The 23283-nt window shown below is 33.7% G+C and carries 24 protein-coding genes; 8 read left to right on the top strand and 16 right to left on the bottom strand.

Features of this window, described 5'->3' with window-relative positions:
* Positions 1 to 43: 43 nt before the first annotated feature.
* The 3 genes from LKV13_RS03385 to LKV13_RS03375 are packed head-to-tail and all read right to left on the bottom strand — an operon-like array spanning position 44 to position 2565.
* A complete protein-coding gene (locus LKV13_RS03385) occupies positions 44 to 616 on the bottom strand; it encodes a flagellar filament outsheath protein (RefSeq protein ID WP_229089371.1) in 573 nt (190 codons plus the stop codon).
* Between the two features lies 1 nt (position 617).
* A complete protein-coding gene (locus LKV13_RS03380) occupies positions 618 to 1643 on the bottom strand; it encodes an N-acetylmuramoyl-L-alanine amidase family protein (protein ID WP_229089370.1) in 1026 nt (341 codons plus the stop codon).
* Positions 1606 to 2565 carry a hypothetical protein gene (locus tag LKV13_RS03375; RefSeq protein WP_229089369.1) on the bottom strand — a complete coding sequence of 320 codons (960 nt, stop codon included), beginning with the start codon at positions 2563 to 2565 and terminating at the stop codon, positions 1606 to 1608. Before LKV13_RS03375 ends, LKV13_RS03380 begins: the two co-directional genes overlap by 38 nt.
* A 58-nt stretch (positions 2566 to 2623) precedes the next feature.
* Here LKV13_RS03375 and LKV13_RS03370 point away from each other — a divergent pair, with 58 nt between their 5' ends.
* Positions 2624 to 3259 (top strand): hypothetical protein, encoded by a 636-nt coding sequence (locus LKV13_RS03370; RefSeq protein ID WP_229089368.1) that lies wholly within the window; start codon positions 2624 to 2626, stop codon positions 3257 to 3259.
* Here LKV13_RS03370 and LKV13_RS03365 read toward each other — a convergent pair whose 3' ends face one another.
* From LKV13_RS03365 to LKV13_RS03355, 3 genes are read right to left on the bottom strand one after another with little or no spacing between them, the layout of a single operon-like run.
* Complete coding sequence (locus LKV13_RS03365; RefSeq protein ID WP_229089731.1) at positions 3260 to 3667, bottom strand: DUF192 domain-containing protein; 408 nt, start codon at positions 3665 to 3667, stop codon at positions 3260 to 3262.
* Between the two features lie 23 nt (positions 3668 to 3690).
* Entirely contained in the window at positions 3691 to 4104 is a 414-nt protein-coding gene (locus LKV13_RS03360; RefSeq protein WP_229089367.1) for a hypothetical protein, read from the bottom strand.
* Between the two features lie 12 nt (positions 4105 to 4116).
* Positions 4117 to 4473: a hypothetical protein gene (locus LKV13_RS03355; protein WP_229089366.1), complete on the bottom strand. Its 357-nt coding sequence runs from the start codon at positions 4471 to 4473 to the stop codon at positions 4117 to 4119.
* Positions 4474 to 4574: 101 nt separating this feature from the next.
* Here LKV13_RS03355 and era point away from each other — a divergent pair, with 101 nt between their 5' ends.
* Positions 4575 to 5447 carry a GTPase Era gene (gene era / locus LKV13_RS03350; protein ID WP_229089365.1) on the top strand — a complete coding sequence of 291 codons (873 nt, stop codon included), beginning with the start codon at positions 4575 to 4577 and terminating at the stop codon, positions 5445 to 5447.
* A gap of 74 nt (positions 5448 to 5521) precedes the next feature.
* Entirely contained in the window at positions 5522 to 7093 is a 1572-nt protein-coding gene (gene lysS, locus LKV13_RS03345; protein ID WP_229089364.1) for a lysine--tRNA ligase, read from the top strand.
* 88 nt (positions 7094 to 7181) lie between these two features.
* Here the strand turns inward: lysS and gpmA are convergent, their stop codons facing one another.
* Positions 7182 to 7928: a 2,3-diphosphoglycerate-dependent phosphoglycerate mutase gene (gene gpmA, locus LKV13_RS03340; protein WP_229089363.1), complete on the bottom strand. Its 747-nt coding sequence runs from the start codon at positions 7926 to 7928 to the stop codon at positions 7182 to 7184.
* A 206-nt stretch (positions 7929 to 8134) separates the two neighbouring features.
* Here gpmA and rpiA point away from each other — a divergent pair, with 206 nt between their 5' ends.
* A complete protein-coding gene (rpiA, locus tag LKV13_RS03335; protein WP_229089728.1) occupies positions 8135 to 8821 on the top strand; it encodes a ribose 5-phosphate isomerase A in 687 nt (228 codons plus the stop codon).
* Here rpiA and psgB read toward each other — a convergent pair.
* From psgB to groL, 7 genes are all read right to left on the bottom strand, one after another.
* Positions 8808 to 9956: a HemN-related non-iron pseudo-SAM protein PsgB gene (gene psgB, locus LKV13_RS03330; RefSeq protein ID WP_229089361.1), complete on the bottom strand. Its 1149-nt coding sequence runs from the start codon at positions 9954 to 9956 to the stop codon at positions 8808 to 8810. The two genes, rpiA and psgB, sit on opposite strands and share 14 nt — an antisense overlap.
* Positions 9957 to 10276: 320 nt before the next feature.
* Complete coding sequence (locus LKV13_RS03325) at positions 10277 to 11437, bottom strand: hypothetical protein (protein WP_229089359.1); 1161 nt, start codon at positions 11435 to 11437, stop codon at positions 10277 to 10279.
* Between the two features lie 23 nt (positions 11438 to 11460).
* Positions 11461 to 12360 (bottom strand): protein translocase subunit SecF, encoded by a 900-nt coding sequence (secF, locus tag LKV13_RS03320; protein WP_229089357.1) that lies wholly within the window; start codon positions 12358 to 12360, stop codon positions 11461 to 11463.
* Complete coding sequence (secD, locus tag LKV13_RS03315) at positions 12344 to 14104, bottom strand: protein translocase subunit SecD (protein ID WP_229089355.1); 1761 nt, start codon at positions 14102 to 14104, stop codon at positions 12344 to 12346. The genes secF and secD overlap by 17 nt, the downstream gene beginning before the upstream one ends.
* Positions 14105 to 14159: 55 nt before the next feature.
* Positions 14160 to 14468 (bottom strand): preprotein translocase subunit YajC, encoded by a 309-nt coding sequence (yajC, locus tag LKV13_RS03310; protein WP_229089353.1) that lies wholly within the window; start codon positions 14466 to 14468, stop codon positions 14160 to 14162.
* Positions 14469 to 14483: 15 nt separating this feature from the next.
* Positions 14484 to 14780 carry a hypothetical protein gene (locus LKV13_RS03305; protein WP_229089351.1) on the bottom strand — a complete coding sequence of 99 codons (297 nt, stop codon included), beginning with the start codon at positions 14778 to 14780 and terminating at the stop codon, positions 14484 to 14486.
* Positions 14781 to 14825: 45 nt separating this feature from the next.
* Positions 14826 to 16460 carry a chaperonin GroEL gene (groL, locus tag LKV13_RS03300; protein WP_229089349.1) on the bottom strand — a complete coding sequence of 545 codons (1635 nt, stop codon included), beginning with the start codon at positions 16458 to 16460 and terminating at the stop codon, positions 14826 to 14828.
* Between the two features lie 200 nt (positions 16461 to 16660).
* Here groL and LKV13_RS03295 point away from each other — a divergent pair, with 200 nt between their 5' ends.
* The 3 genes from LKV13_RS03295 to LKV13_RS03285 all read left to right on the top strand — a co-directional run bounded on the left by LKV13_RS03295 (position 16661) and on the right by LKV13_RS03285 (position 19957).
* The gene (locus LKV13_RS03295) at positions 16661 to 18340 is read left to right on the top strand and encodes a histidine kinase (RefSeq protein ID WP_229089348.1); all 1680 of its coding nucleotides are present in this window, start codon (positions 16661 to 16663) and stop codon (positions 18338 to 18340) included.
* A 100-nt stretch (positions 18341 to 18440) separates the two neighbouring features.
* Positions 18441 to 18977 (top strand): ferric uptake regulation protein, encoded by a 537-nt coding sequence (locus tag LKV13_RS03290; RefSeq protein ID WP_229089346.1) that lies wholly within the window; start codon positions 18441 to 18443, stop codon positions 18975 to 18977.
* Positions 18974 to 19957 (top strand): alpha/beta hydrolase, encoded by a 984-nt coding sequence (locus LKV13_RS03285; RefSeq protein WP_229089345.1) that lies wholly within the window; start codon positions 18974 to 18976, stop codon positions 19955 to 19957. Before LKV13_RS03290 ends, LKV13_RS03285 begins: the two co-directional genes overlap by 4 nt.
* A gap of 24 nt (positions 19958 to 19981) precedes the next feature.
* Here the strand turns inward: LKV13_RS03285 and LKV13_RS03280 are convergent, their stop codons facing one another.
* Positions 19982 to 21526 carry a PTS transporter subunit EIIC gene (locus tag LKV13_RS03280; protein WP_229089343.1) on the bottom strand — a complete coding sequence of 515 codons (1545 nt, stop codon included), beginning with the start codon at positions 21524 to 21526 and terminating at the stop codon, positions 19982 to 19984.
* A gap of 56 nt (positions 21527 to 21582) precedes the next feature.
* Positions 21583 to 22278: an N-acetylmannosamine-6-phosphate 2-epimerase gene (locus tag LKV13_RS03275; protein WP_373464043.1), complete on the bottom strand. Its 696-nt coding sequence runs from the start codon at positions 22276 to 22278 to the stop codon at positions 21583 to 21585.
* A 143-nt stretch (positions 22279 to 22421) separates the two neighbouring features.
* On the opposite strand from LKV13_RS03275, the gene ylqF reads away from it, so the two are divergent.
* Complete coding sequence (ylqF, locus tag LKV13_RS03270) at positions 22422 to 23270, top strand: ribosome biogenesis GTPase YlqF (RefSeq protein WP_229089726.1); 849 nt, start codon at positions 22422 to 22424, stop codon at positions 23268 to 23270.
* Positions 23271 to 23283 lie beyond the last annotated feature (13 nt).

The raw sequence follows: 23283 nt of genomic DNA, 5'->3' as shown, positions 1-23283 counted from the left end.
AATACACAACTCCTTCCCTAAAAATCACTTAAATTCCTCTTTTTTAATTATTCCCTAATAAAACAACTCCCAAATCTGAAGAATCATCGCTCCCATCATTTAGGACATATCCTTCAATAAAAACGACAAGCTCTCCTACACAACCAGGATAGTTAAAATCAATCGTTTCTTTCAAAGATTTAATAAATAAACCTACCCCAAGCTTACCAGAACCATAATAACCACTACCCAAAGAATCGTAAAATTCCTTTGATATGTTTACGAAATATACACCATCACCCATAAAAGAGTGTAAAAACCTGGCAGTTCTCGTGTCCAACAACAGAGAAAACCCCTTGCTATTACCCAACAAAAAATCTTTAACTAAAAAGTCCAAATTTTCCTTGAGAGTCTTCCTTTCTCTTAAATACCTTAAATCAGAAATCAACTCACGATCAGAGTAAAAATAAAAAACCTTTCTAAAAAAGATATTATCATAATTTAAAAAAATCATACATGAAGAATAAAAAAAACTTAAAAACAGGAATAGACAAAATACAAAAACCGACCACCCCCCCTTTTTAAGATTAAGACGTCTAAAATAAAAAGATCTACATCTTACGAGTATACCCAACACACTACTTTTCATAAAATTCAATAAATTTAATTAAAGACTTGAGTATCAATATATTCACCTTACTCATGTAATTGTAATCCAAAATTAAACTAGCGTCAGAAATGTTCGATAAAAATCCAATCTCAATTAACACAGCTGGCATACTACTATTTTTTATAACAAACCACTGCTCTTCCCTAATCGACCGCACCCTAGTTTCATCTACAACATCGACAAAAGTTTTATATAAAATCTCAGCCAATTTTTTTGACTCAAATTTATACTTAACATCCAGTATATCATTAAGTTCTCTTAAGTACCTATTACCTTTAATATCGTATCCCTTAAGATTTTTAACAACTTCCCTCTTTGAATTCTCGGGAAGATACCAAAACTCAATTCCCCTAGCCACAGGATTTGGAGCATTATTCGCATGTATTGACAAAAAGATTACATTGTGAGGAAAATCTGGTTTAATTGCATTTGCAAACTCAGCTCTATCCTTTAGTGGGACAAAAACATCATCAACACGAGTTAACAAAATATTTCTATCCAAAAAATAATTACTCAACACCTTATAAAGATGTATGGAATAAATTAAGGCAAAATCCTTCTCTAAAAGGGTAACATCATTTCCATCTATCTTGTGAGTAACAACAGCTCCTCTATCATGCCCGCCATGGCCAGGATCAATCACTATCGACATTATCCTTGGCTTACTATAATCTTTCAAGGACTTAAAGTAATTTTCAATGCGCCTCAAAGCCCTTAAAGTTATTAAAACCTCCCCCTTCCTTAAAAGGATAGGATCGACTTGAATATAGTATCCAGTGGAGGAAAGACAATACTCAAATCCTATCTTAAACTTAAGATATCCCCTCTCGTGCTTAACAGTCAAAATATCACTTTCAATATTAAAATCAAATCTAAATCTCTTCTTGTTAAGTGCATCAAGTATGTTAATGTAGGAAACTTCTTGTGCTTCCACGTGCACACAAACAAAAATCAAATTAATAAATGATATTATTTTCCCAAAGTTCAACTGCACTCTTTAAGTCACCCTTAAACCTTAAGCTATTTTTAATGGTTTCGTTCTTTATCTCTCTAAATTCTCTGCTAAACCTCAAAGGATTGATGCCATGTCTTAAACAAACTGTAAAAAATCTTAAAAACGAAAACTTAATTCCATTCCCAATAAAAATAGGGACGTGATTTTTAAGCAAAAAAATCAAAAAACTTCTATTTTTTGTTAAATCTTCTGGAGAATTTAAAGCGGTATACTGTATTCTAAGCTTTCTGTAAATAAAAATATTTTCTCCAAAATAAACGGCTCTGAGACCAAAATCTAGTCTTTGAAAATATTCATTCTCAATTCTCCTATCGAAACCCCCAAGCTGGATAAACTTTTCCCTGGAGTAAAGACCACAATAGTCCGTAGTAATCAAGGTCTTCTCATAATCTTTCTCAGAATTTACTAAAATAATATTTAATTTTTGATGTTTATCAATAGTGGGAAGAAAAACTGAGGGAACAATCTCTTCCTCCTTATCAAAAAATTCACCACCGACGAGAAGCACATTCTTTTTAACTATCTCGTTGAATATATTGGGAATCCAAAAGGGATTTAGTAAATACATGTCACTTTGCAAAACAAAAACAAAACTACAAATGGATTCCTTCATTGCCAAGTTAACCTTTTCCCCAGAATTCAAATCTTCGGAGAGCAATACAAACTTTAACTTGTCATAGGTATCTGAAATAGACTGAAGAGAGACTCTATTACTCTGCCTTTCAATAGAAATAATCTCCCTTATGAAATCAAAATTAGAGAGAAACTCAAACAAATCCTCCCTAAAAATTTTTGTACCCCTATTTAAAATCACAAAAGAGATCCCAAAAGTAGATCTTTGTACATAATTACTCTTAGACCGAATAACCGTATAAGAATAGTCACTACCTGTAAAGTACATAAGCCTACTTCAAAAATCCCCACAATTAAACTATAATGATCACATGATAAGCACTAGAATGTTAAAAACAAGCGTCCCAGGCATCAGTGTCCTAAAATATACCATAATTTTTGTTATTTTAATACTTATGAGTTGTAAAGATAAGAGCATAACCTACGATAGGAGAATAAAAAAGATACTTGATAGCAATAAAATCGAATACAGGATAGACAAGGAAGGTGATTTTATTGTATTGAAACCTTTAGGTGAAACTACGGTAGAGATAATAGTTAGGTCGAAATTAAATTCATATCAAAATTCAAAAATAAGAGAAGTGTTTGGAGTTGTTGAAACTTTTGATGTAAATTCAAACAGGATTAGCGAAATATCGGAATCCTTGATGAGTGATAGCCACAATAACCGAGTTTTCGGGTCATGGGAAATCATTAATGACCCTGAAAGAGGTAATAACTCTTTAGTGTACATTGTAAAAACTGAAGAGAACGCCAAAGAAGTTTTTCTGTTTGACGTGTTCGAGGAAGTTGCGTCAACAATATCTATTTTTAAAAAAGTAATCAAATCCAATGGCGCAGAAACTAGTAATATTAATAATGACCCCGGTGAGCTTGACGATGATTTGCAAGAAGAGACAAAAAAAGACAGCATGAAGAACAAGATTGTCGAGGAAGAACTTCAAAAAATAAAGGCAAGGTAGTTATTCTATTCTTACAGAATCAATATCAAAACCGAATTTAACCCTGTCACCCACCTTGATGTCGAATTTGGCAAAAGAACCCTCAGGAACCTCAAGGGCATATTTAACCTTATACATAGATCTTACGCTCTTTTCTGAAAACGGAATAAGACTATAAATTTCCTTGATAATGCCCTCAGTATTAATATAGGCAATTTCAAGTGGAACAGGAGTGTTTTTCATCCAAAAAGATAAATTTTTCTCTTTATTAAACATAAAAAGGATGCCGTTGTTTTCATTTACAAATTTTGTCCCCATGTAACCCTTGGCTCTACTAGACTCATCAAAGGCAAGCTTAACAAAAAATTTAACATCTTTAATGACAATTCCTTTATCGTAAGCATGTTCTACACAGGATATATAAAAAATCAAAACAAAAAATAAAAAAGCTTTCAGGGTTTCTTATCTCCACCCACATAAGACGTTAGTGTCATTCTTAAGACATTACCATTTAAAGCAATAACAAAATCACCAATATTCCAAATATAATTAAAAGGAGTTACAACACTAGCCTCTCCAAATTTTTCTTTAACACTGAGGAAGATAGCATATTGAGAAATCAACTTCTTATCAAAAACAAAAGTATATGAGTAGAGCTTATTTCCATCAAAATTAAAATAAGCATACCTTATGTGCGTTTTGCCCTCAAATTTCAAAGTCTGTGTTTTGGCATAAAAAAATTCAATCTCTTCAACATCATAATAAAAGATAGAGTGTCGCCGAACATTCTCTTCCACAGACGCAACACTATCTCCCAACTGAAAAGATAAAAAAACGGAAAACAAATAAAAGACTGTAATTCCCATATTAAGTTATCCTTAACAAAAGAAGACATACACAAAGAACAAAACTATTAAAAAACTTGAGAACAAATAAAGCATAACATTAACTGTAAGCTCAAAATTAAATATTGGCCTAAAAAGGACAACATTGTTCCAAGAACGCCTGACACTCACCCTCTGTTTTCTTTTAAAAGGCGCTTCTTTAAGTTCTTCAAAAGGACTATAATTACATTTCGGGCACCCCTCCCCAAATTCAGAGACGATCCCAACATACCCACAATTAGGACACTCAATATCTCCCAACTTGGAGCGGCAATTAGGACACTCAGATCTATTAAGTCCAACTTTCTCTCCACACTGCTCACAAAAAACCTCAAAACCGCCCTTTTTCAAAAAAAACCCTTTAAAACAAAGTCTTAAACAAAATAGCTTAAGGATAAGTATACATTAATTGTAATAAAAAATATATTATTGTATCTAATAGGAATGTTAAAATGAAATCAGGCTTTGTAGCAATAATAGGTAGACCCTCAACAGGAAAGTCTACTCTTTTAAATTCAATATGTGGGAAGCAAATATCAATTGTTTCACACAACCCACAAACTACTAGAAATAAGATAAAGGGAATATTTACAGATGCAAGGGGTCAAATTGTTTTTATAGACACGCCCGGTTTTCACTTAAGTAAAAAAAAGTTCAATATAGCTTTGATGAATAATGTGTATTCTTCAATCACAGAGGCAGAATTAATCCTTTACGTAATTGACATTCAAGACACGCCTGCTGATGAAGAAAATGAGATATTAAAAATCATTGTCAAATCCAAAGTCAATTTTTTAGTGGTGATAAACAAAATTGACATTAAGAAAACAAAGATAGAGGAGATAATGCTATTTTTGGAAAAAGAAGGTATTAAGAGAGAAAACATTATCAAAATATCCGCTGAGAAAAAAATTAATATTGAAGAGCTAAAAAGTAAGATTTATGAAAATTTCAAAGAAGGGCCTCTTTATTATCCAGAAGAATATTATACAGATCAAGAAATGAATTTAAGAATTAGCGAAATAATCAGAGGAGTGACAATTAAAAATCTTAAAGAAGAATTACCATATTCTTTATATATAGATATTGACACTTTAGAAGAAAGAAGACGAAGTCTTTTTATCAGAGCAAATATCATTGTAGCCGGAGAGAGTCAAAAGGGAATAATAGTCGGTAAGGAAGGGAAAGGAATAAAAAAAATCGGAGAAGAAGCTAGAACAAAAATATCAGAAATATTTGAAAGGAGATGCAGTCTCTTCTTGCAAGTCAAATTAAAGAAAAACTGGAACAAAGAAACTAAGCTAATTCAAAGGTTAATAAATTAGGAGAATGGTATTTTTAAAAACTTGAAACAAAAAAAACAGAATGATAGAATTAGTGTCCAGGCAGGAGTGATATTATGAAAACAGCTCACTGGGCGGATTTTTATGCAAGAAAGATCGTAGAGGAAAAGGGCGGGAAGGAGCACTACACGGTTGCATCAGGTATTACTCCGTCAGGAACTGTGCATATTGGAAACTTTAGGGAAGTTATTTCTGTTGATCTTGTAGCAAGAGCTCTGGAAGATATGGGACAAAATGTTAGATTTATCTATTCTTGGGATAATTACGATGTGTTTAGAAAAGTACCCAAGAACATGCCGAATCAGGAATTACTTGCTTCTTATTTAAGACAGGCTATCACTAGAGTTCCTGATACTAGAACTAATGAGTCAAGCTATGCGAAAGCAAACGAAGTTGAATTTTCACATTACTTACCCATAGTGGGAATTAATCCAGAATTCATAGATCAATCCCTGAAGTATATGTCAGGCGACTATGCGAGTCAGATTAAGTTTGCTCTGGACCATAGAGATGAAATAGCGAATGCTTTAAATGAACACAGAACAACAAACCTTGATGACAATTGGTATCCTGTTAGCATCTTTTGCACTAGATGTAACAGGGATACTACAAGCGTAGAAGGTTATGATTGCTGCTATTCTATTGAATATCGCTGCGAATGCGGGAATAGCGAATCTCTTGACTTAAGAAAAACATGGGCTGTAAAGCTTCCGTGGAGGGTTGACTGGCCAATGCGATGGAAATATGAGGATGTTGATTTTGAACCTGCCGGCAAAGACCATCATAGTAGTGGAGGAAGTTTTGATACCTCGATAAAGATTGTAAAAATTTTTGGGGGAACTACGCCTATAACATTTCAATATGATTTCATATCAATTAAGGGACGAGGGGGTAAAATATCTTCATCTTCTGGTGACGTTGTGTCTTTAAAAGACGTACTTGAAATATATACTCCTGAGGTAACGCGATTTCTATTTGCATCAACAAAACCTAACATAGAGTTTTCAATATCGTTTGATCTTGATGTAATAAAAATATATGAGGACTATGACAAATTTGAAAGGGTATACTATGGAATTGAGACCATTAAGGAAAGCAAGCAAAAAGCTTTTAGAAGAATTTACGAGCTATCTCAACCAAAATTACCAGATAAGAGAACCCCTTATCAAATTGGCTTCAGACATTTAAGCGTTCTTTGCCAAATTTTTGAAGGAGATAAAGAAAGAATTTTAAAATATTTAAAAGACGTACAAGATTATCAAAAAGAAAAACTCACCAACAAAATTGATTGTGCCTTAAACTGGATAAGAGACTACGCCCCCGAAGATTTTAAGTTTTCATTGAGGTCTAATTTCGATAGTATCTCGCCACTGGAACATGAAAACAGACAAGCAGTAGAACAATTACTAGAATTCCTAAAAAATGATTTCAAAAATATAACTGAAAAAGATATTCAAAACGAAATTTATAAAATTGCACGTAGCAATAACATCGAGCCTCCCTTACTATTCAAACAGATTTACAATATATTAATTAACAAAGATAAGGGTCCAAAACTAGCAGCATTTATCAAAATTATTGGTCTTGGGAAATTCGAAGAAATTGTAAGACAATTTACTGACCCTTAATAAGAATTTTACAAAGAAACACAAAAAGAAATACAAGAGGCAACCAAACTGTCAACCCCTTACATTAGCTATAAGTACAATGAATTCTTTATTTTGCCTTCCCCTGGTTAGCCACAGACTCCATAGCAGCTTTGATCCTATCTTCATCTCCCAAGTAGTAGTGTTTAATAGGCTTTAAATCCTTATCAAGTTTATATACTAAAGGAATACCGGTGGGGATATTGAGCTTTAAAATATCGTCCTCACTCATATTATCAAGATATTTAACAAGCGCCCTTAAAGAATTCCCATGAGCAGCAATAATAACCCTCTTTCCCTCAAGAATAGCCTTGGCAATTTTATCTGTCCAATAAGGAATAACTCTTGCAACAGTATCTTTTAAACACTCCGTTGAAGGAAGTTCACTCCTGGGAATACTCTTGTATCTTAAATCATGAACCGGATGTCGCTTATCGGACTCTTCCAAAGGCATAGGAGGGACATTATAACTACGTCTCCAGATCAACACCTTATCTTCTCCATATCTAGCAGCTGTTTCAGCTTTATTTAATCCCTGTAGGGCTCCATAGTGTCTCTCGTTAAGTCTCCAAGATTTCTCAATATCAATGTAAGATCGACCCAATTCACCTAAAATAATGTTTAAAGTATCGTTTGCTCTTACTAACACTGAACTAAAAGCGATATCGAAAGAATAGCCCTCTCGTTTAAGGATTCTACCACCATCCAAAGCTTCAGCGACACCTTTTTCAGAAAGTTTAACATCAGTCCAACCTGTAAAAAGGTTTTCCCTATTCCACTCACTCTCCCCATGCCGAACTAAAACTAATTCACACATAAAATCTCCTACGAAATGTTTTTATTTTTAACAAACCTTTAAGCTATAAGCTATCACAAAATGAAACTAATGTTAATATCAAGCAGTACTGACCACATACAAGTGTGGAGTAAAACATTGAATGCTTATATTCTATGATGCAAATTACCCTTAACCAAATGATATAATTAATACCATATCATTTGGTTAAGAGTAATTTGATGAAAGTGGAAGAGCAAAAAAAATTGGTTGCGCAATACGCCGTTGAACATTATGTGAAAAACGATATGCATTTAGGAATTGGAACTGGTACAACTGTTTTTTATGCAATTAAGTACTTAAGCAAAAAAATAAAATCTGGGTCTTTAAAGGGTTTAAAACTTTATCCAACAAGTAGTGACACTAAATATTTACTTGCAAGAGAAGAAATTTCATATGTATCTGAATTTACGAAATTTAAAAAAAATATAGATATCACAATTGATGGAGCTGATGAAATCCTACTAGAAAAGAAAGCTTTAATAAAGGGCGGCGGGGCGGCTCATTTGATGGAGAAGGTAATAGCTTATAATTCTGATGAGTTGTTAATTATTGCAGATGAAACAAAGATTGTAAAATCTTTAGGAGAAAAAACTTCCGTACCAATTGAAGTGGCTCCGAATTCTATTGAATTTATTATGGCAAGACTAGAAAAAATGAACTTTAATCCTATATTGAGAACTTGCAAACTCAAAGCGGGAGCAGTAATAACTGATAACAATAACTATATCCTGGACGTAGCAATGGATGTTGAAAATCCTGAGGGAGTAGAAAAATATTTCAAACTATTTCCGGGAATACTTGAAATCGGTATTTTTAATCACAAAAACACCAAAGTTATATGTTACCAAAATGGACAAATTAAAGAAATTTAAGGCTCACTTTAAAAGAGGTGTCAATCAAATATTCTCTAATTAATCGAAGGTAAAAATCCAACTTGAACCTTTCGTGTCCATCTAAATAGAGGAAATTATTTTTGAGAACAACTGCCTTATTTAGATTTAAAAGATAGTCAATAAATTGAGCAAAATCTTCTTGCTCATAGTTAAACTTAAGCTCTAAAAGAGAGACGTCAAGCCCTTTCTTAATACCGAAATTTGTCATAAAATGGTAGACGAAAAAATCTAGACCACTCAATATCTCAAAGGTAGCAAAAGATACTTCTCCGCTTAAGAAGTTGTTACCCTTCCTTATGATAGCCTTAAGCCCACTCCTATAAATTCCAGAAAGCAAACTCACGGAATTTATCCCAACGCCTAAATATGGCTTCAGTTCCCAATATCTTAAATTATGCTTACTTTCATATCCCTTTAAGGCAAAATTTGAAATTTCATAATTTATATATCCACTAGCTTCTAAAAGATCAAGAGCATAAAACCAAAAATCCTCAGCTTTGTCCCTGCTATTATCACAAACATCATCTTTGAAAACATCATTACTAATAAAATTACTCTCATCAATCGTAATTTCTGAAAGACATATATGCTCGGGTGCACATCCCACCAAGCTCATTAAATCAAGCTTTAGATGCCTTTTTTCTTGATAAGGAATATTAATATTTAAATCAATATTTAAATCAAAATTAAATTTACGAATATTGTCTATTGCCAAATTTATATTCTTAAGGGATACGTTGGACACACCCATAATCCCTAAAAATTTTGGAGAAAAACTTTTTACATCAAGGCTCACTCTGCTAACAAAAAAATCATTTAAAATTCCCAAAAGCAAAGGCGTAATATCTTTGGGATTAACTTCAAAGGTAAACTCATCCAATTCAATAAAATTAAGTCTCTCGGACAAAGATGTTAAAAAAGACTTTAAATAAATATTATTTCTAATTGTCAAAACTTCATATTTAAAATAACTTGTCTTAATTTTCGGGTATCCTAAATTTTTTAAATAACAACACAATTCACACAATACTTTAGCAAAGTGTGAAGACTTATAGCAGTTGGTAAGGTCAACGTAAATACTTAACTCATCTAGAGGCAAAAGCTTAACTACCATATAAATCATACTTAAAGACTTTAAGCTTGATTATAACATCTAAAAACACCAAAATGAGTTACAATGAACTTAAATAACTTCAAGATAAAGAGAGCAAAGAACAGGCTTTTTAGCGACTGAATACCGCTGATATATACTTGCATGGGAAAGAAAATTTGTAAGTAGCAATCAACGAAAAAATTGAAGTTGATATTCCAATATTAAAAACATAAAATTAATCCAATTTTGAAAACTGGAGGCAACCCTGTTTCGAAGTTTAAAGTGACCGTTTGTCAATAAAGATCCAAAAATAGAAGATGAAATAAAAATTTATGAAAGACTTAAAAAGTATAACCAAATAAATGTCCGAATTTTTTCAAATTTTTTTCACACTCAAGCTTAAAATTTTTCAGTCTGTTTATCTTAAGCTCATACTCTTTAATACCCTCTTCAAAGTTAACAAAACTTTTATTAATATCTATTGAACACTGAACAATATCTCCCTGACGAGGAGCAAGAGTAAAAAATGTAAACTTCCATCCTCCAGAATTTATCGTAGATACTATTCTTTTCTGAAAAACATAATCTGAAATCAAAACAAGTTTTTGAAATTCTTTCCTACGCAAATAAATAAACTCATTCCAATCATTAAAAATAGCATCTGGCAACTCGTCTAATCCAATTTCAATAATATTATTTATTGACAACAGTATGTGAAGTGTTTCTAGTAAATTTAAATAATAAGTCTCAAAACACTGAATAGTAATGTCTAGCAAAGAAATCTTAACAAGCAATTTAGATATGTCAAGACTATGCTCCTTCATAATTTTTGATATTTTCTCTTTGGTATGCTCTATTATAAACTTTTTGTGTGTTTCTTTAATATTTTCACTTACTTTAATCTGCTCTACTTTTTCATAGTAATTACCAATTTCCTTGTTAATTAAATTCAAATTATTGTTATTAGCTTCATTAGAAAAGAAATCAAGTGTACTTGCAAGCCTTTCTAAAAATTCTTGCTGAATAAAAAAAGTGGCAATCCTTATGCAAGAACATGGGGTCTTGCTTTTCTTGTCAAATTCTTCAATTTTTTGCCTAATATCTACTCTAAAATTCAAATATCTAAGCCTACCTAAAAACTCGTTAAAAATATCTTCGTTACTTAAAAGCGCCTCACATCCTAACTCTAAAAACTCTAATTCCGGATAATATTTTTTTATTAAACTTTTAGTAAGATCTAAAGCATCATGAAAGATTTCCTTATTAAAATCCAGGCTCTCATTTGATTTTGAAGAATTGTTAACAGTCTTAATTATATCTTTATATATCTTATCCAAAAATACAATCTTATCTTTAAGTAAATTAGCATCATTAATAAGACTTGACTGCTCCCTATAAGAGTAATAGTTTATTAAACTGTACCTAAAAATACTGAAATTTAAATGTTTTTGAAAATCGAAAAACCGATAAAACCCCAATGATCCAAAATCAAAAAACTTCATATCACCATATTATAACAAAAACGTTATTTAATCTTCTTGTAAAGAGTTAAAAGAACAGGAGACGCTATAAAAATTGAAGAATACGTGCCAACAATCACACCCACCATAAATATTAAAGAAAAATCTCTTATGGCTCCCTCGGTAAATATATAAATAGACAGAACAGCAACGAAAGTGGTAATAGAAGTCAAAATAGTCCTTGACAAGGTTTGCCCGATACTCACGTTTAAAACACTCAAAAATGAAGTACCAGAAAGCTTCCTAGAATTTTCCCTAATTCTGTCAAAGATAATTATAGTATCGTTCAGAGAATATCCAATAATAGTTAATATTGAAACAACTATTGAACTGTTTATTTCTATCCTAAATACCCCCAAAAAAGCAACTACAAAAAATATGTCATGCATTGTTGCAAATATTGATGCAACAGCATAGCTCAATCTAAACCTTAGCGCCACATAAACCAAAACAAGCGCAAACGTCAGACAAACCAACAAAGTTGACTTCGTCCTTAAAGTAGCCGAAAAACTTGAATCGATAAAATAAGAATCAAGAATCTCAACATCAACTTCATACTCCGCCTCTAATTTTTCAAGCAAGGCGTCTCGTATGTCCTTATTAAGAGCATAATCAGTAACATCTGATTTTATTGTAACGGAAAAATGACTCCTAGACTCATCGCTTGATATAATCTCACTAACTTCAAATGTCTTATAAGCAGATGCTAATACCTTCTTAATCTCATTATCCTTAACCCCCCCTTTACCTATGGAAAAATTGATATTAACCCCTGAAGAAAAATCTATTCCCCAATTATAGCCCCCATGATACATAAAGGTATAAACAAGACCAAAAAAAATCACAAGAATACTAATCACCATCAATCTATTCCCGTATCTCAAAAAATTAAACACTTTTTGCATAACGTGAACTCCAAGAAATACTTACAAACTTGCTCTTATTGTAAGAAACTATAACTTCCAAAATAAACCTTGAAAAAATTAAACTACTAAAAAGAGATGCTACAATACCTACAGACAAAGACCAAGCAAATCCCTGGATAACTCCCGTTCCAAGTAGAGTTAAAAATAAAACAGCGATAAAGGTTGTAACATTTGAATCCATTATTGTCCAAAAAGCCTTTTTAAATCCATCCTCAAAAGCCCTTTCAAACTTACGGCCATTCCTCATTTCTTCTTTAATTCGTTCATAAATAATTATGTTAATGTCAACAGCCATACCCATAGTCAACACAAGACCTGCAATACTTGTAAGAGTTAAAGTGAAATTAAAAGCAGACAGAATTGCCAAGATTAGAAACAAATTATAAAAAACCAGAGAAAATCCCGCAACAAGACCACTAACCTTGTAATAAACCAACATAAATAGGAAAATTAAAACAAGAGCAAGTAGAAATGCCTTTATTCCAAGCTCAACTGTCCTCTGCCCGATAGTAGGGCCAATAACCCTGAGATCATCTACTTTTATTTCAACCGGAAAAGCCGCAGTCTTAAAAACAAGCGCAAGCTCATTAGCTTCTTTCTTATCAAAAGAATCTCCCTGAATTGAAACATTTCCACCAGCAATAGCATAACTAATACCCGCTACAGATTTAATTTTGCCTTCCATAACCACAGCCAAAGCCTTCCCAATGTTCCTTTGGGTAAACCCAAAAAACTTTTCGCTTCCCTCATTATCTAGGCTAAATGTAACCATATCCTTACCGGTCCTGTGGTCACTTGAAACACCAGCATCACGAATATGTGCACCATCAAAAGAATTTCCAACACCAGAATCAACAACATAATAACGAACACTGGATTTATCATCAACACCATAAGAATCCTTAACATACCAGGGAAAAATTTTCTTACCTTCTCCAAGATTTATACTACCCTCAATCTCAGAAACGGAAAAAAGAGGCCCAGCTTCCAATATTTTAGCATGAAGCACAGAAGTACTTTCATCGTCAACAACATAAAATGTCAAATTACCTTTGCCACTCAAAAGAGAATCAACACGGCTCTCATCCCTTTCCCCAGGAATGTCTAGGAAAATTTTACTCCCACCTGCCTCTCTCGCAATTTTAGGCTCTGTAAGTCCAAAGGTATCTACTCTCTCTTTCAATATCTGCATTGTACGCTCGACGGATTCTTCTTTTTCCAAAGAACTCAAGCTACGTCCTAACTTTTTCTCAAGACTTGAATAATCAAGAGAGATAGTAACACTCATCCCCCCAGATAGATCAAGACCAAGCTGTATTATTCTACTCTTATCTCTCTTTATATTCTCATAATGCCCGTAGATCTCAAGGCCAAGTTCTTCAATGTCAGAATCGGTTAAGAACCCATCTCGCAAAGATTTAACATCCAAAGGCACAGGCAAAGTCTTTCCATAAACCTTATAATTCTTCTTTGCAACCGGAATTAAATACCTTAAATCATCAGGGATCTGCGCATCTGGATCCTTTAGATACAACTCCTTAAGCCTAACAAGAGCCCCAAAGGCCTCCTTCCTAGAATAATCCTTCAAGGCTTCTTTTGAATACGAACTGACTATTTTATCCCTATCTCCAGTAAAGAAATACCACTTCAAAGTAGGGGACACCAAAAGATAAGAAAAAAAAGTCACCAACACTATCAATACAAACTTAGAAAGCTTATTCATTTCAACACACCTTATACCTTAAGCTAGAAGGCAACATCGAATCGACTCTACCATCTTAATTTTTATCCTCAACCTTCTCAGAAATAACCTTCTCGATCGAAGTTTTTACAAATCTAACATCGGAAGCTGAACCCAGTTCAAGCACAACATCAGTATCACCAATCTTTTTAACGACGCCAAAAATCCCACCCACCGTTAAAACCCTATCACCCTTTTTAAGATTTTGTATCATTTCCTTCTTCTTCTTCTCTTCCTTACGCTGAGGAGATATTACTAAAAACCAAAATATGGCAACCACAGGAACAAAAACCAACAAGCTTCTAAAAAAACTACCGCTATGGCTAAATTCTTGCAATATAAACATACGATCTCCTACACTTTAAACGTAAACAACTCTTATCTTGGAAATGTCATCCGGATAAACCACTCCGTAGAGGAGACTGAACTCCTCTACTTTACTGTAGTTAGATCCACTAATTTTATTATACCCTTCAATCAAATATTTAATAAGAGCATCATCTTTCCTGTAAAGAGCCTTACCGAAAGCACTCCTATAAAGACCAAGCTCAAAAAGCTCCCCAACGCCTTTGTCTCTATGCTGCCTTAAAAGCTCCCCGTCTATTATTGCCCTAGAGCCATCATAGCCAATGCAAAAAACAAACTCACTTTCACTCAAATTCAGCCCCTCAACATCATGCTCTTACTAGAGAAACACAAGCCCCTACATCATCCCCATTCCAGGATCCATAGGATACCCACCGCCAGCGCCACTCTTCTCTTCCTTAACCTCAGTAATAGCGCATTCAGTTGTTAACAGTAGCCCTGCAATTGAGGCTGCATTCTGAAGAGCACTTCTTGTGACCTTAGCAGGATCAATTATTCCACTCTCAATCATATCCACCCATTTAAACCCAGCTGCATCAAAACCAAGTCCCTTCTTTTCCGTCTTAATCTGATGAATATAAATAGATCCTTCAAATCCAGCATTAGAAATTATCTGTCTCATTGGCTCTTCAAGGCTTCTCTTCACAATCTCAAACCCCTGCTTCTCCTCATAACTAAGCTTGCTTGTATCAATAGTATCAAGATACATAGCCACCTCAATAAGAGTTGCACCACCTCCAGGAACAACACCCTCCTCAACAGCAGCACGAGTAGCAGACAAAGCATCCTCAACTCTATGCTTCTTCTCCTTAAGTTCTACCTCAGTAACAGCCCCCACATTAATAACAGCAACACCACCAACAAGTTTTGCAAGGCGCTCCTGAAGCTTCTCCTTGTCATATTCAGAACTTGTTTCCTCTATTTGCTTCTTAATAAGCTCTGCTCGCTCCCTTATTTGCTCTTTATTCCCAATATTAATGATAGTAGTATTGTCCTTATCCACCTTCACAGACTTAGCCTGACCAAGCTGCTCAAGCTCGACATTCTCCAAAGTAAGCCCCAATTCTTCACTAACAAGCACCCCTCCAGTAAGTATAGCAATATCCTCAAGCATAGCCTTACGTCTATCGCCAAACCCAGGAGATTTAATTGCACAAACTTTCAATGCCCCACGTACACTATTTAAAACAAGAGCAGCAAGAGCATCCCCCTCAATATCCTCCGCAATAATTAACAAAGGTTTATTCGTATTTAAAACTTTTTCAAGAACAGGTAAAAGTTCCTTAATAGTGCTAATCTTCTTCTCGCATATCAAAATAAGAGCATCATCAAAGCTAACACTCATGTTTTCCTTATTTGTAGAGAAGTAAGGGGAGAGATACCCTCTATCAAACTGCATCCCCTCAACGTAAGAAATTGTAGTATCAAAAGTCTTTGATTCCTCAACAGTAATAACTCCATCTTTTCCAACTCTATCCATAGCCTCAGCAATCTTTTCACCTATCGAAGTATCATTGTTAGCAGAAATAGATGCAACCTGAGCAATTTCCTCCTTAGTGGTAATTTTCTTCGCAGCTTTACGGATCTTATCAGCAGCCAAAGACACAGCATGATCTATACCTTTCTTTATTCCAATCGGATTAATTCCAGAAGAAACATTCTTAAGTCCCTCTCTAGCTATTGCATAAGCAAGTACAGTAGCAGTAGTAGTCCCATCCCCAGCCACATCATTTGTCTTAATAGCAACCTCTTTTAAAAGCTGTGCCCCCATATTCTCAAATGCATTTTCAAGCTCAATCTCGCGAGCAACACTAACCCCATCCTTAGTAACCGTAGGAGACCCAAACTTCTTATCAATTAAAACATTCCTACCCTTAGGCCCAAGAGTCACCTTTACAGCATTCGACAATTTTTCAATGCCGCTGAGCAAACCCTTCCTAGCATCTTCACTAAAATACATTTCTTTAGCCATAAACTTCACCCCTCTTAAGTATCAAAATTAAATTTAAGCCTAACACCGTAAATGTTAGCATAAACCTCATACATATCAATATAAGAATATAAAATTTTTTATTCATTAATCAAGACTCAAATCACAGAATCTACCCAATAATCTACTGTAAAACAAATACCATTTATGCCAATCTCATATATACTTGTATATGGTTCTTTATGTTGTTTAGAAAGTTTAAGGGTCCAACTACCTACATTGTCATTATCTCGATAACCGCGTTCGCTGAGAACAAATTACATTCTATCTTATCAAATACAAAATACTTGATTGAAAATAAGAGGCTATATTACAAGATACATTGGACGTTTCCGACATACTTTTTTGAAATTATGAAATTGAATCCGGAGTTAAATGAATGGTTTTTTAAAAGACTTAAAAATAATGAAGATATATATATCCCAAGCACTTACAGCGGAAATCCTCATGAATACATGCTACACGATGAGATCCATGTAGACCTATATTGGGCTTTAAAGAATCCATTTGGTAGTGGATATAAAGATTTATTCAAAGATAACCCTCCTATGTTTTATATATACAAGATGGAAAAACTGAGGAAGAAGGTGCTTGAACTATACAGAAAACTTAATTTCAACTACATAGAAGGAATAAGATATGCAAAAAATAAAAAGAAGTATTTGGTTTTTTATAAAAACAATTGTCAGTTCCTATCCGAAATTCAAGATCCCGAAATACACAAAAAAAATATAAATACACTTCTTTACTTTCACGAAATTAAAGAAGTGTATAATAATCAGGAGTTGAAAAATTTCTTACTCTCCTTGAAGGAGTTAGATACGAACCTTTATAGCATCAAGTTACAAAATCTAGAAGGAACCAAAATAGCTACAGATTTTCTGGAAATCCCAGAGTTTAATTCATTAAAAGAGCAAGCACTGATTTTACAGTTTCAAAACAAGAGACTAAAGGAATACCAAATAAATGAAAATTCCTTAAAAGAATTTTTAACAAGTAAAAACTTTGAAAAATATTCAAACAATCCAGAATCTATTACAGGCAAAAATCTTGAATACAACATGGAGGGTAATTTCACGCTATCCCACTTGAAATATAATGTGAGGTTTGAAAAAGGAAAACTCAGCAAAATAAAACACAAGGAAAGGCATGCTGAATTTTTAGGCTCTTGCAGAACTTACCTTAAAGTTTTATCAAAAAAGAATGTTATTATAGAACCAACTATTGAAAGCTCATTCTCGTTTTCAAATGACAAAATTTTGGGGGTCAGACAGTACTTAAATTTCAATACAAAAGAAAAGTCGATAATTGATTTCTTCCTAGATGAAAATCTTGCAAGCTTTTTTATATCAATCAAAATAGTGTGGCCTTCCGATTTAGCGTTGGATAGCAAAACTCTAAAGACAGTCGAAACAAATTATTTGCTTGAATATTCAAGTTTAGAAATACCCATCTTTGAAGTTGATAAAGAAACAAACCTGAAGATTACTGCAAGATACAGCGACTATGACACTTACGAAAAAATTATTGAAACAAAAAGAGATATTAAGGGGTACATTAACGGCACAGAATTTTTAATCTCTAAAGGAAGTGATCAAAACAGCAATTTCTTTATTAGTTTTCTACATATCGAAAAGTACATCATATACACAATTAATTACAAAATCGAGAAAAGAAGCAACAAGAGATGGTTCATTTTAAACATAGGGGGCTCTTACAATATGGTAAAAACTGAAGATTTGAGTAATTACTCTTTGAGCCTGAATTTATTATTACTCCCAATGAACAACAACTTTGATAACAAAATAAAGATAAATTCAAAAATAAAAAATCTGCTCTTTTATCCAAGCATAAAAATATGAAAATAAATAATTGACAGTAGTAAAATATCAATAAATCGTTATAAAATTATTCCATAAGGACGTTAAAGTACTTAATCTTAAATAATAAAAGGTTTATTATATGAATAATGACATAATGGAAGTGCATTCCGCCTTGGAAAAGGTAGGAATTACTAATGACCCTGTCTTGTTGAAGGCGTTAACAACGGAGTTGGGAATGAAAGCTTCTCATTCAAGGAATAGAATAATTTTACATATAGCATCAAATCCAAGGGAATATTTCACAGCAAAGGAAATTTATAATAAATTAATAGCGGAAATACCAAGTTTATCAAAAGCAACAGTGTACAATACCCTGAACATTCTGAAAGAACGAAATATCTTGAAAGACATAAAAACAACTGACCAGAAAGAAACAAGATTTTATCTGAGTTTGTCTTCTACAATAGCTCACTTTAAATGTAATAAATGCAACCAAGTATATCCTATAGAACTTGATGAGATTAAAGATATTCTGAAAGACAAACTTGGGGAAGAATGGAGAACTAAATCTATTGAAATCATTTATTCAGGATCCTGTAACAACTGCTCCCAAGAATTGAGTGAAGAAGATGAGGATATTATTTGCGCCTCCAGCCATGAGGAAAACAAGTTATGACCATAAAGAATGCTATTTTCATTTCTGTATTCTTGCTTCTTTTAGTACTGGTCGGCCCAAGAGTGAGGTTTAGGAATGAATTTATAAAAATCAAAATTCCTAATAGAATTGAAGAAATAGACCAATACTTGTTGATTGAAGAATCCAAATTCAATTTAGAAGAAAATACAAGAAAAGAGATCATATGGAACAAAAAGAAGGAAAAGACGGGATATTCCGTTGTTTATTTTCATGGATTTGGATCATCCAAAAACGAAATCTATCCCGTTCCGCACAACATAGCTAAGGCTTTAAATGCAAATACTTTTTTTACAAGATTTAAGGGGCACGGAATTGAGGATAAAGATGCGCTCAAAGGCATTAAAACTCAAGACTGGTTAAGGGATATTGATGAGGCTATTCAAATTGGAAAATTAATAGGAGAAAAATTAATAATCATTGGAACCTCAAACGGTGGGGCTGCCGCTATTTGGGCGCTAGAGAACTATCCAAACGATATAAATTCTGCCGTCCTAATATCTCCCAATATTTATCCTAAAGACAAGAGAACAAGCTTAATTTACTATCCCTGGGGACGACAAATTGCATATCTCGCAACGGGCGGGTACAATAAATTTGGAACAAAAGAAAGCAAAAGGATAGAACACGAGGTGATTAAAACCTTCCATTCAAAGTTGCAACAAGTAGATTCAATAATTGCAATGATGGGACTTGTTAAGTTAATAAACTCATATGGATTTGACAGGATAAAAACACCTATGATAACAATTTATCCCACCAAGGATCCAACGGTAGATTCTAGTAGAATAAATAGGTTTATAAGCGAGTACGGAGGAGATAAAGAGGCGATACCTATGATCCTCATTGAAAGTCGTCACTCTCACGTTCCGGTCGGAAATCACAGCCATAGGAGCGCTCAAAACACATCCTATTTTACAAAATACGCCGTTGACTTCATTAAAGGCATAAAAAGCAAGTGACAACACTTGCCTTCCATTTAAACTCTAATTACCAAGAATTTCTTCTATCTCATTCTTAAGAACACTAACCCCAGGGCCGTAAACCACCTGAATTCCGTTGTTCTTAATGATCACTTTCTTTGCTCCAGTGTTATCCAGAGTAGTCTGTAAAACTTTCATAGAATCTTTTACAGTAACCCTAAGCCTTGTAGCACAACAATCAAGCTCAATAATGTTCTCAGCACCGCCAAGCCCTGCAATCACTTCAGTTGCAGCAGTTGTACCCCCTGATTCTTTCAAGGAGAGGGATGAATCACTAGAATCTGGACTCTCTTCCCTTCCTGGAGTCTTATAATCAAATCTAGATATAAAGAAAGCAAAAGCAAAATAATACAAGAAAAACCAGAAAAAACCTACCATTGGAACTAATATCCAATTAGTTCTTGAATTCCCTTGCAAAATCCCAAAAAGAATAAAATCAATAAATCCCCCAGAGAAAGTCTGCCCTATTGTAATTTGTAAAACATGTGAAAGCATGAATGCAAAACCATCGAATACAGCATGCATAACATAAAGAAATGGTGCTACAAAAAGGAAAGAAAACTCAAGAGGCTCCGTAATCCCTGTTAAAAACGAAGTTAAAGCTGAAGACAGCAAAAGACCAAAAACTTTTGTCTTTTGACTAGGTTTTGCAAGTCGATAAAGTGCAAAAGCAGCCCCAGGCAATCCAAACATCATGGTAATAAACCTTCCACTCATAAAACGACTTGTTCCGACAAAAAATCTATTAGTATTTTGAGCTGCAAGTTCAGCAAAAAAAATGTTCTGAGTTCCCTCAACTAATTTACCATTAACAATCTCAGATCCACCAAGACCAGTTGTCCAAAAGGGTAAATAAAATATATGATGCAAGCCAAAAGGACCAAGCATTCTTAAAAACACACCATAAATCAGCGTCCCAACATAACCTGTTGAATCTACTAAACCACCCATTTTACTAATTCCAGACTGCATAAATGGCCAAAAGACGAACATAAACACAGCAAGAAGAATACTTGAAAAAGAAACCACTATCGGTATAAACCTAGAACCTGAAAAAAAACCAAGAACTCTTGGTAGCTCAACCTTATTTAACCTGTCATGAAGACAGTAAGTTAATATACCAACAACAACTCCTCCAAAAACGCCCGTTTCTAAAGTTCTAATCCCAAGTATTGACCCAACAGCTCCACTTGAAAGAACTTCAGCCTTTCCTGACATATCAACCAAAATACCAATGGTGGCATTCATAACAAGATATCCAATAAAAGCCGCAAGCCCCGCCGTTCCCTTGTCTGATTTTGCAAGTCCAACAGCAACCCCAATTGCAAAGATCGGAGCCAAATTAACAAAAATTATAGCACCCGCTGTACTCATTATTTTAAAGGCTGACTGCAAGAAAAATATATCCAGAAAAGAATATGCATTAACAGTCGCCGGATTAGATAAAGCCCCCCCAATCCCTAAAAACAATCCTGATGCAGGCAGAATGGCAATAGGCAACATGAAAGAGCGCCCAAATTTTTGAGCATTTTCAAAAAATTTTCCCATAAAAACTCCTATTTGTCCAAAAGGACAAAATAAACATTGCAAAGTTACAAATATTTTTAAACTTTCCCCACTTCTTCTATCCTCTCAACAAAACTTTTTGTAATTTCCATAGGCCTTGTAATAGCGCTACCCACAACAACAAAAGAAACTCCTAACTCAAAGCATCTTTTAGCCTTAAGAGGCGTATCAATCTTGCCCTCAACTACCAATTTTGATTTAAGATTACATCCAAGCAACTTCTTTAAGAAAGAAAAATCGTCATCTGCAATATTTAGCCCCTCAGTATCCTTTGTATAGCCATGCAAAGTTGTACCAATAAAATCAAACCCAAGTTTATCCGCAATAATAGCTTCTTCCAAAGAGCCAATATCCGCCATTAAGAGCTGATTGGGATATTTTTCTCTAATCTTATTAAAAAATTCAGATAGCAAGATCCCATCGGGACGCTCCCCTAAAGTAGCATCAAGGGCAATAACATCAACCCCTTCCCCATGTAGTTCATCAACTTCCCTAATGGTAGGTGTAATAAAAACGGAAGAATTACCATAAACCTTCTTAATAATGCCTATTATTGGTAAATCAACTTCTGATTTTATCTTGCTAATATCTGAAATCCCATTGGCTCTAATTCCAACTGCCCCCCCCATCTTTGCCGCTAATGCCATCCTAGACATAATAAAACTGCTATACAACGGCTCACCCTCAAGCGCCTGACAAGAAACAATTAAACCTCTTTCAATCCCTTTACTAATACGCAAACCTCCTACACCAACTTTTTATAAAAATCTTAAATGTTAAGATGTACAATTCTCTAGTAGACACTCCATTATAGATTTAAGAATACAAAAATACAAAAATTTTATTTGGCATGCGTAAGTTAAACTATAATTTAGGTATGCCAAATAAAATAAACTGGTTTCCCGGCCACATGAAAAGAGCTTTAGACCTAATCAATGAAAATCTTAAAAGAACAAACATTGTATTAGAAATCCTTGACGCCAGAGCACCACTCAGCACTAGAAATCCACTAACCGAAAAAATAATTAAAGATGCAAAAAAAGAACAAATAATACTTCTAAATAAATCAGACCTCACAATTGAACGAGAAATTTTAAAATGGAAAGCATATTTCGATTCTGTTGGGAATAATGTAATAATTGGCAATATTTATAAAAAAGGAATGAGAAAACAAATTATAGACAAAATCAAGAAAGCAGCGAACGTGAAAAAAATTAAAACTTATACAGAAAAAATAAAGGTGTTAGTAATTGGAGTACCAAACGTTGGAAAATCATCAATAATGAACCTATTGGTAGGAAAAAAAAGTGCAAGCGTTGCAAATAAACCGGGGCACACAAAAAATATACAAATCGTTAAAATAAACGAGGAAATTAATATTTTTGATACGCCGGGTCTGTTATGGCACAACCTAGAGGATCAAGAGATTGCAAAGAAGCTTGCAATCCTAGACATGATAAAAGAGAAAATAATAGACAATACGGAACTTTCTCTCTATTTACTTAAACAAATGCACAACAATAACAAAAAAAAATTATTGGACAAGTGTAACATAGTCTCAACGGATTCACTTCAAATTTTGAAAGAATTTGCAAAAATGAGGGGATTTATAAACAAAAACTGCGAAATAGACATCGAAAGAACATCAAAAACACTAATAAAAGAATATAGAGAATGTAAATTTGGAAAAATAATACTTGACCTTAAAATACCAAAACAACACTAAATTAAAATTATTT

It is taken from the genome of Candidatus Borrelia undatumii (assembly GCF_020882015.2).
Classification (GTDB): Bacteria; Spirochaetota; Spirochaetia; order Borreliales; family Borreliaceae; genus Borrelia.
The sequence above is the reverse complement of the archived record's forward strand: the minus strand, read 5'-3'. Positions and strand labels throughout refer to the sequence as shown.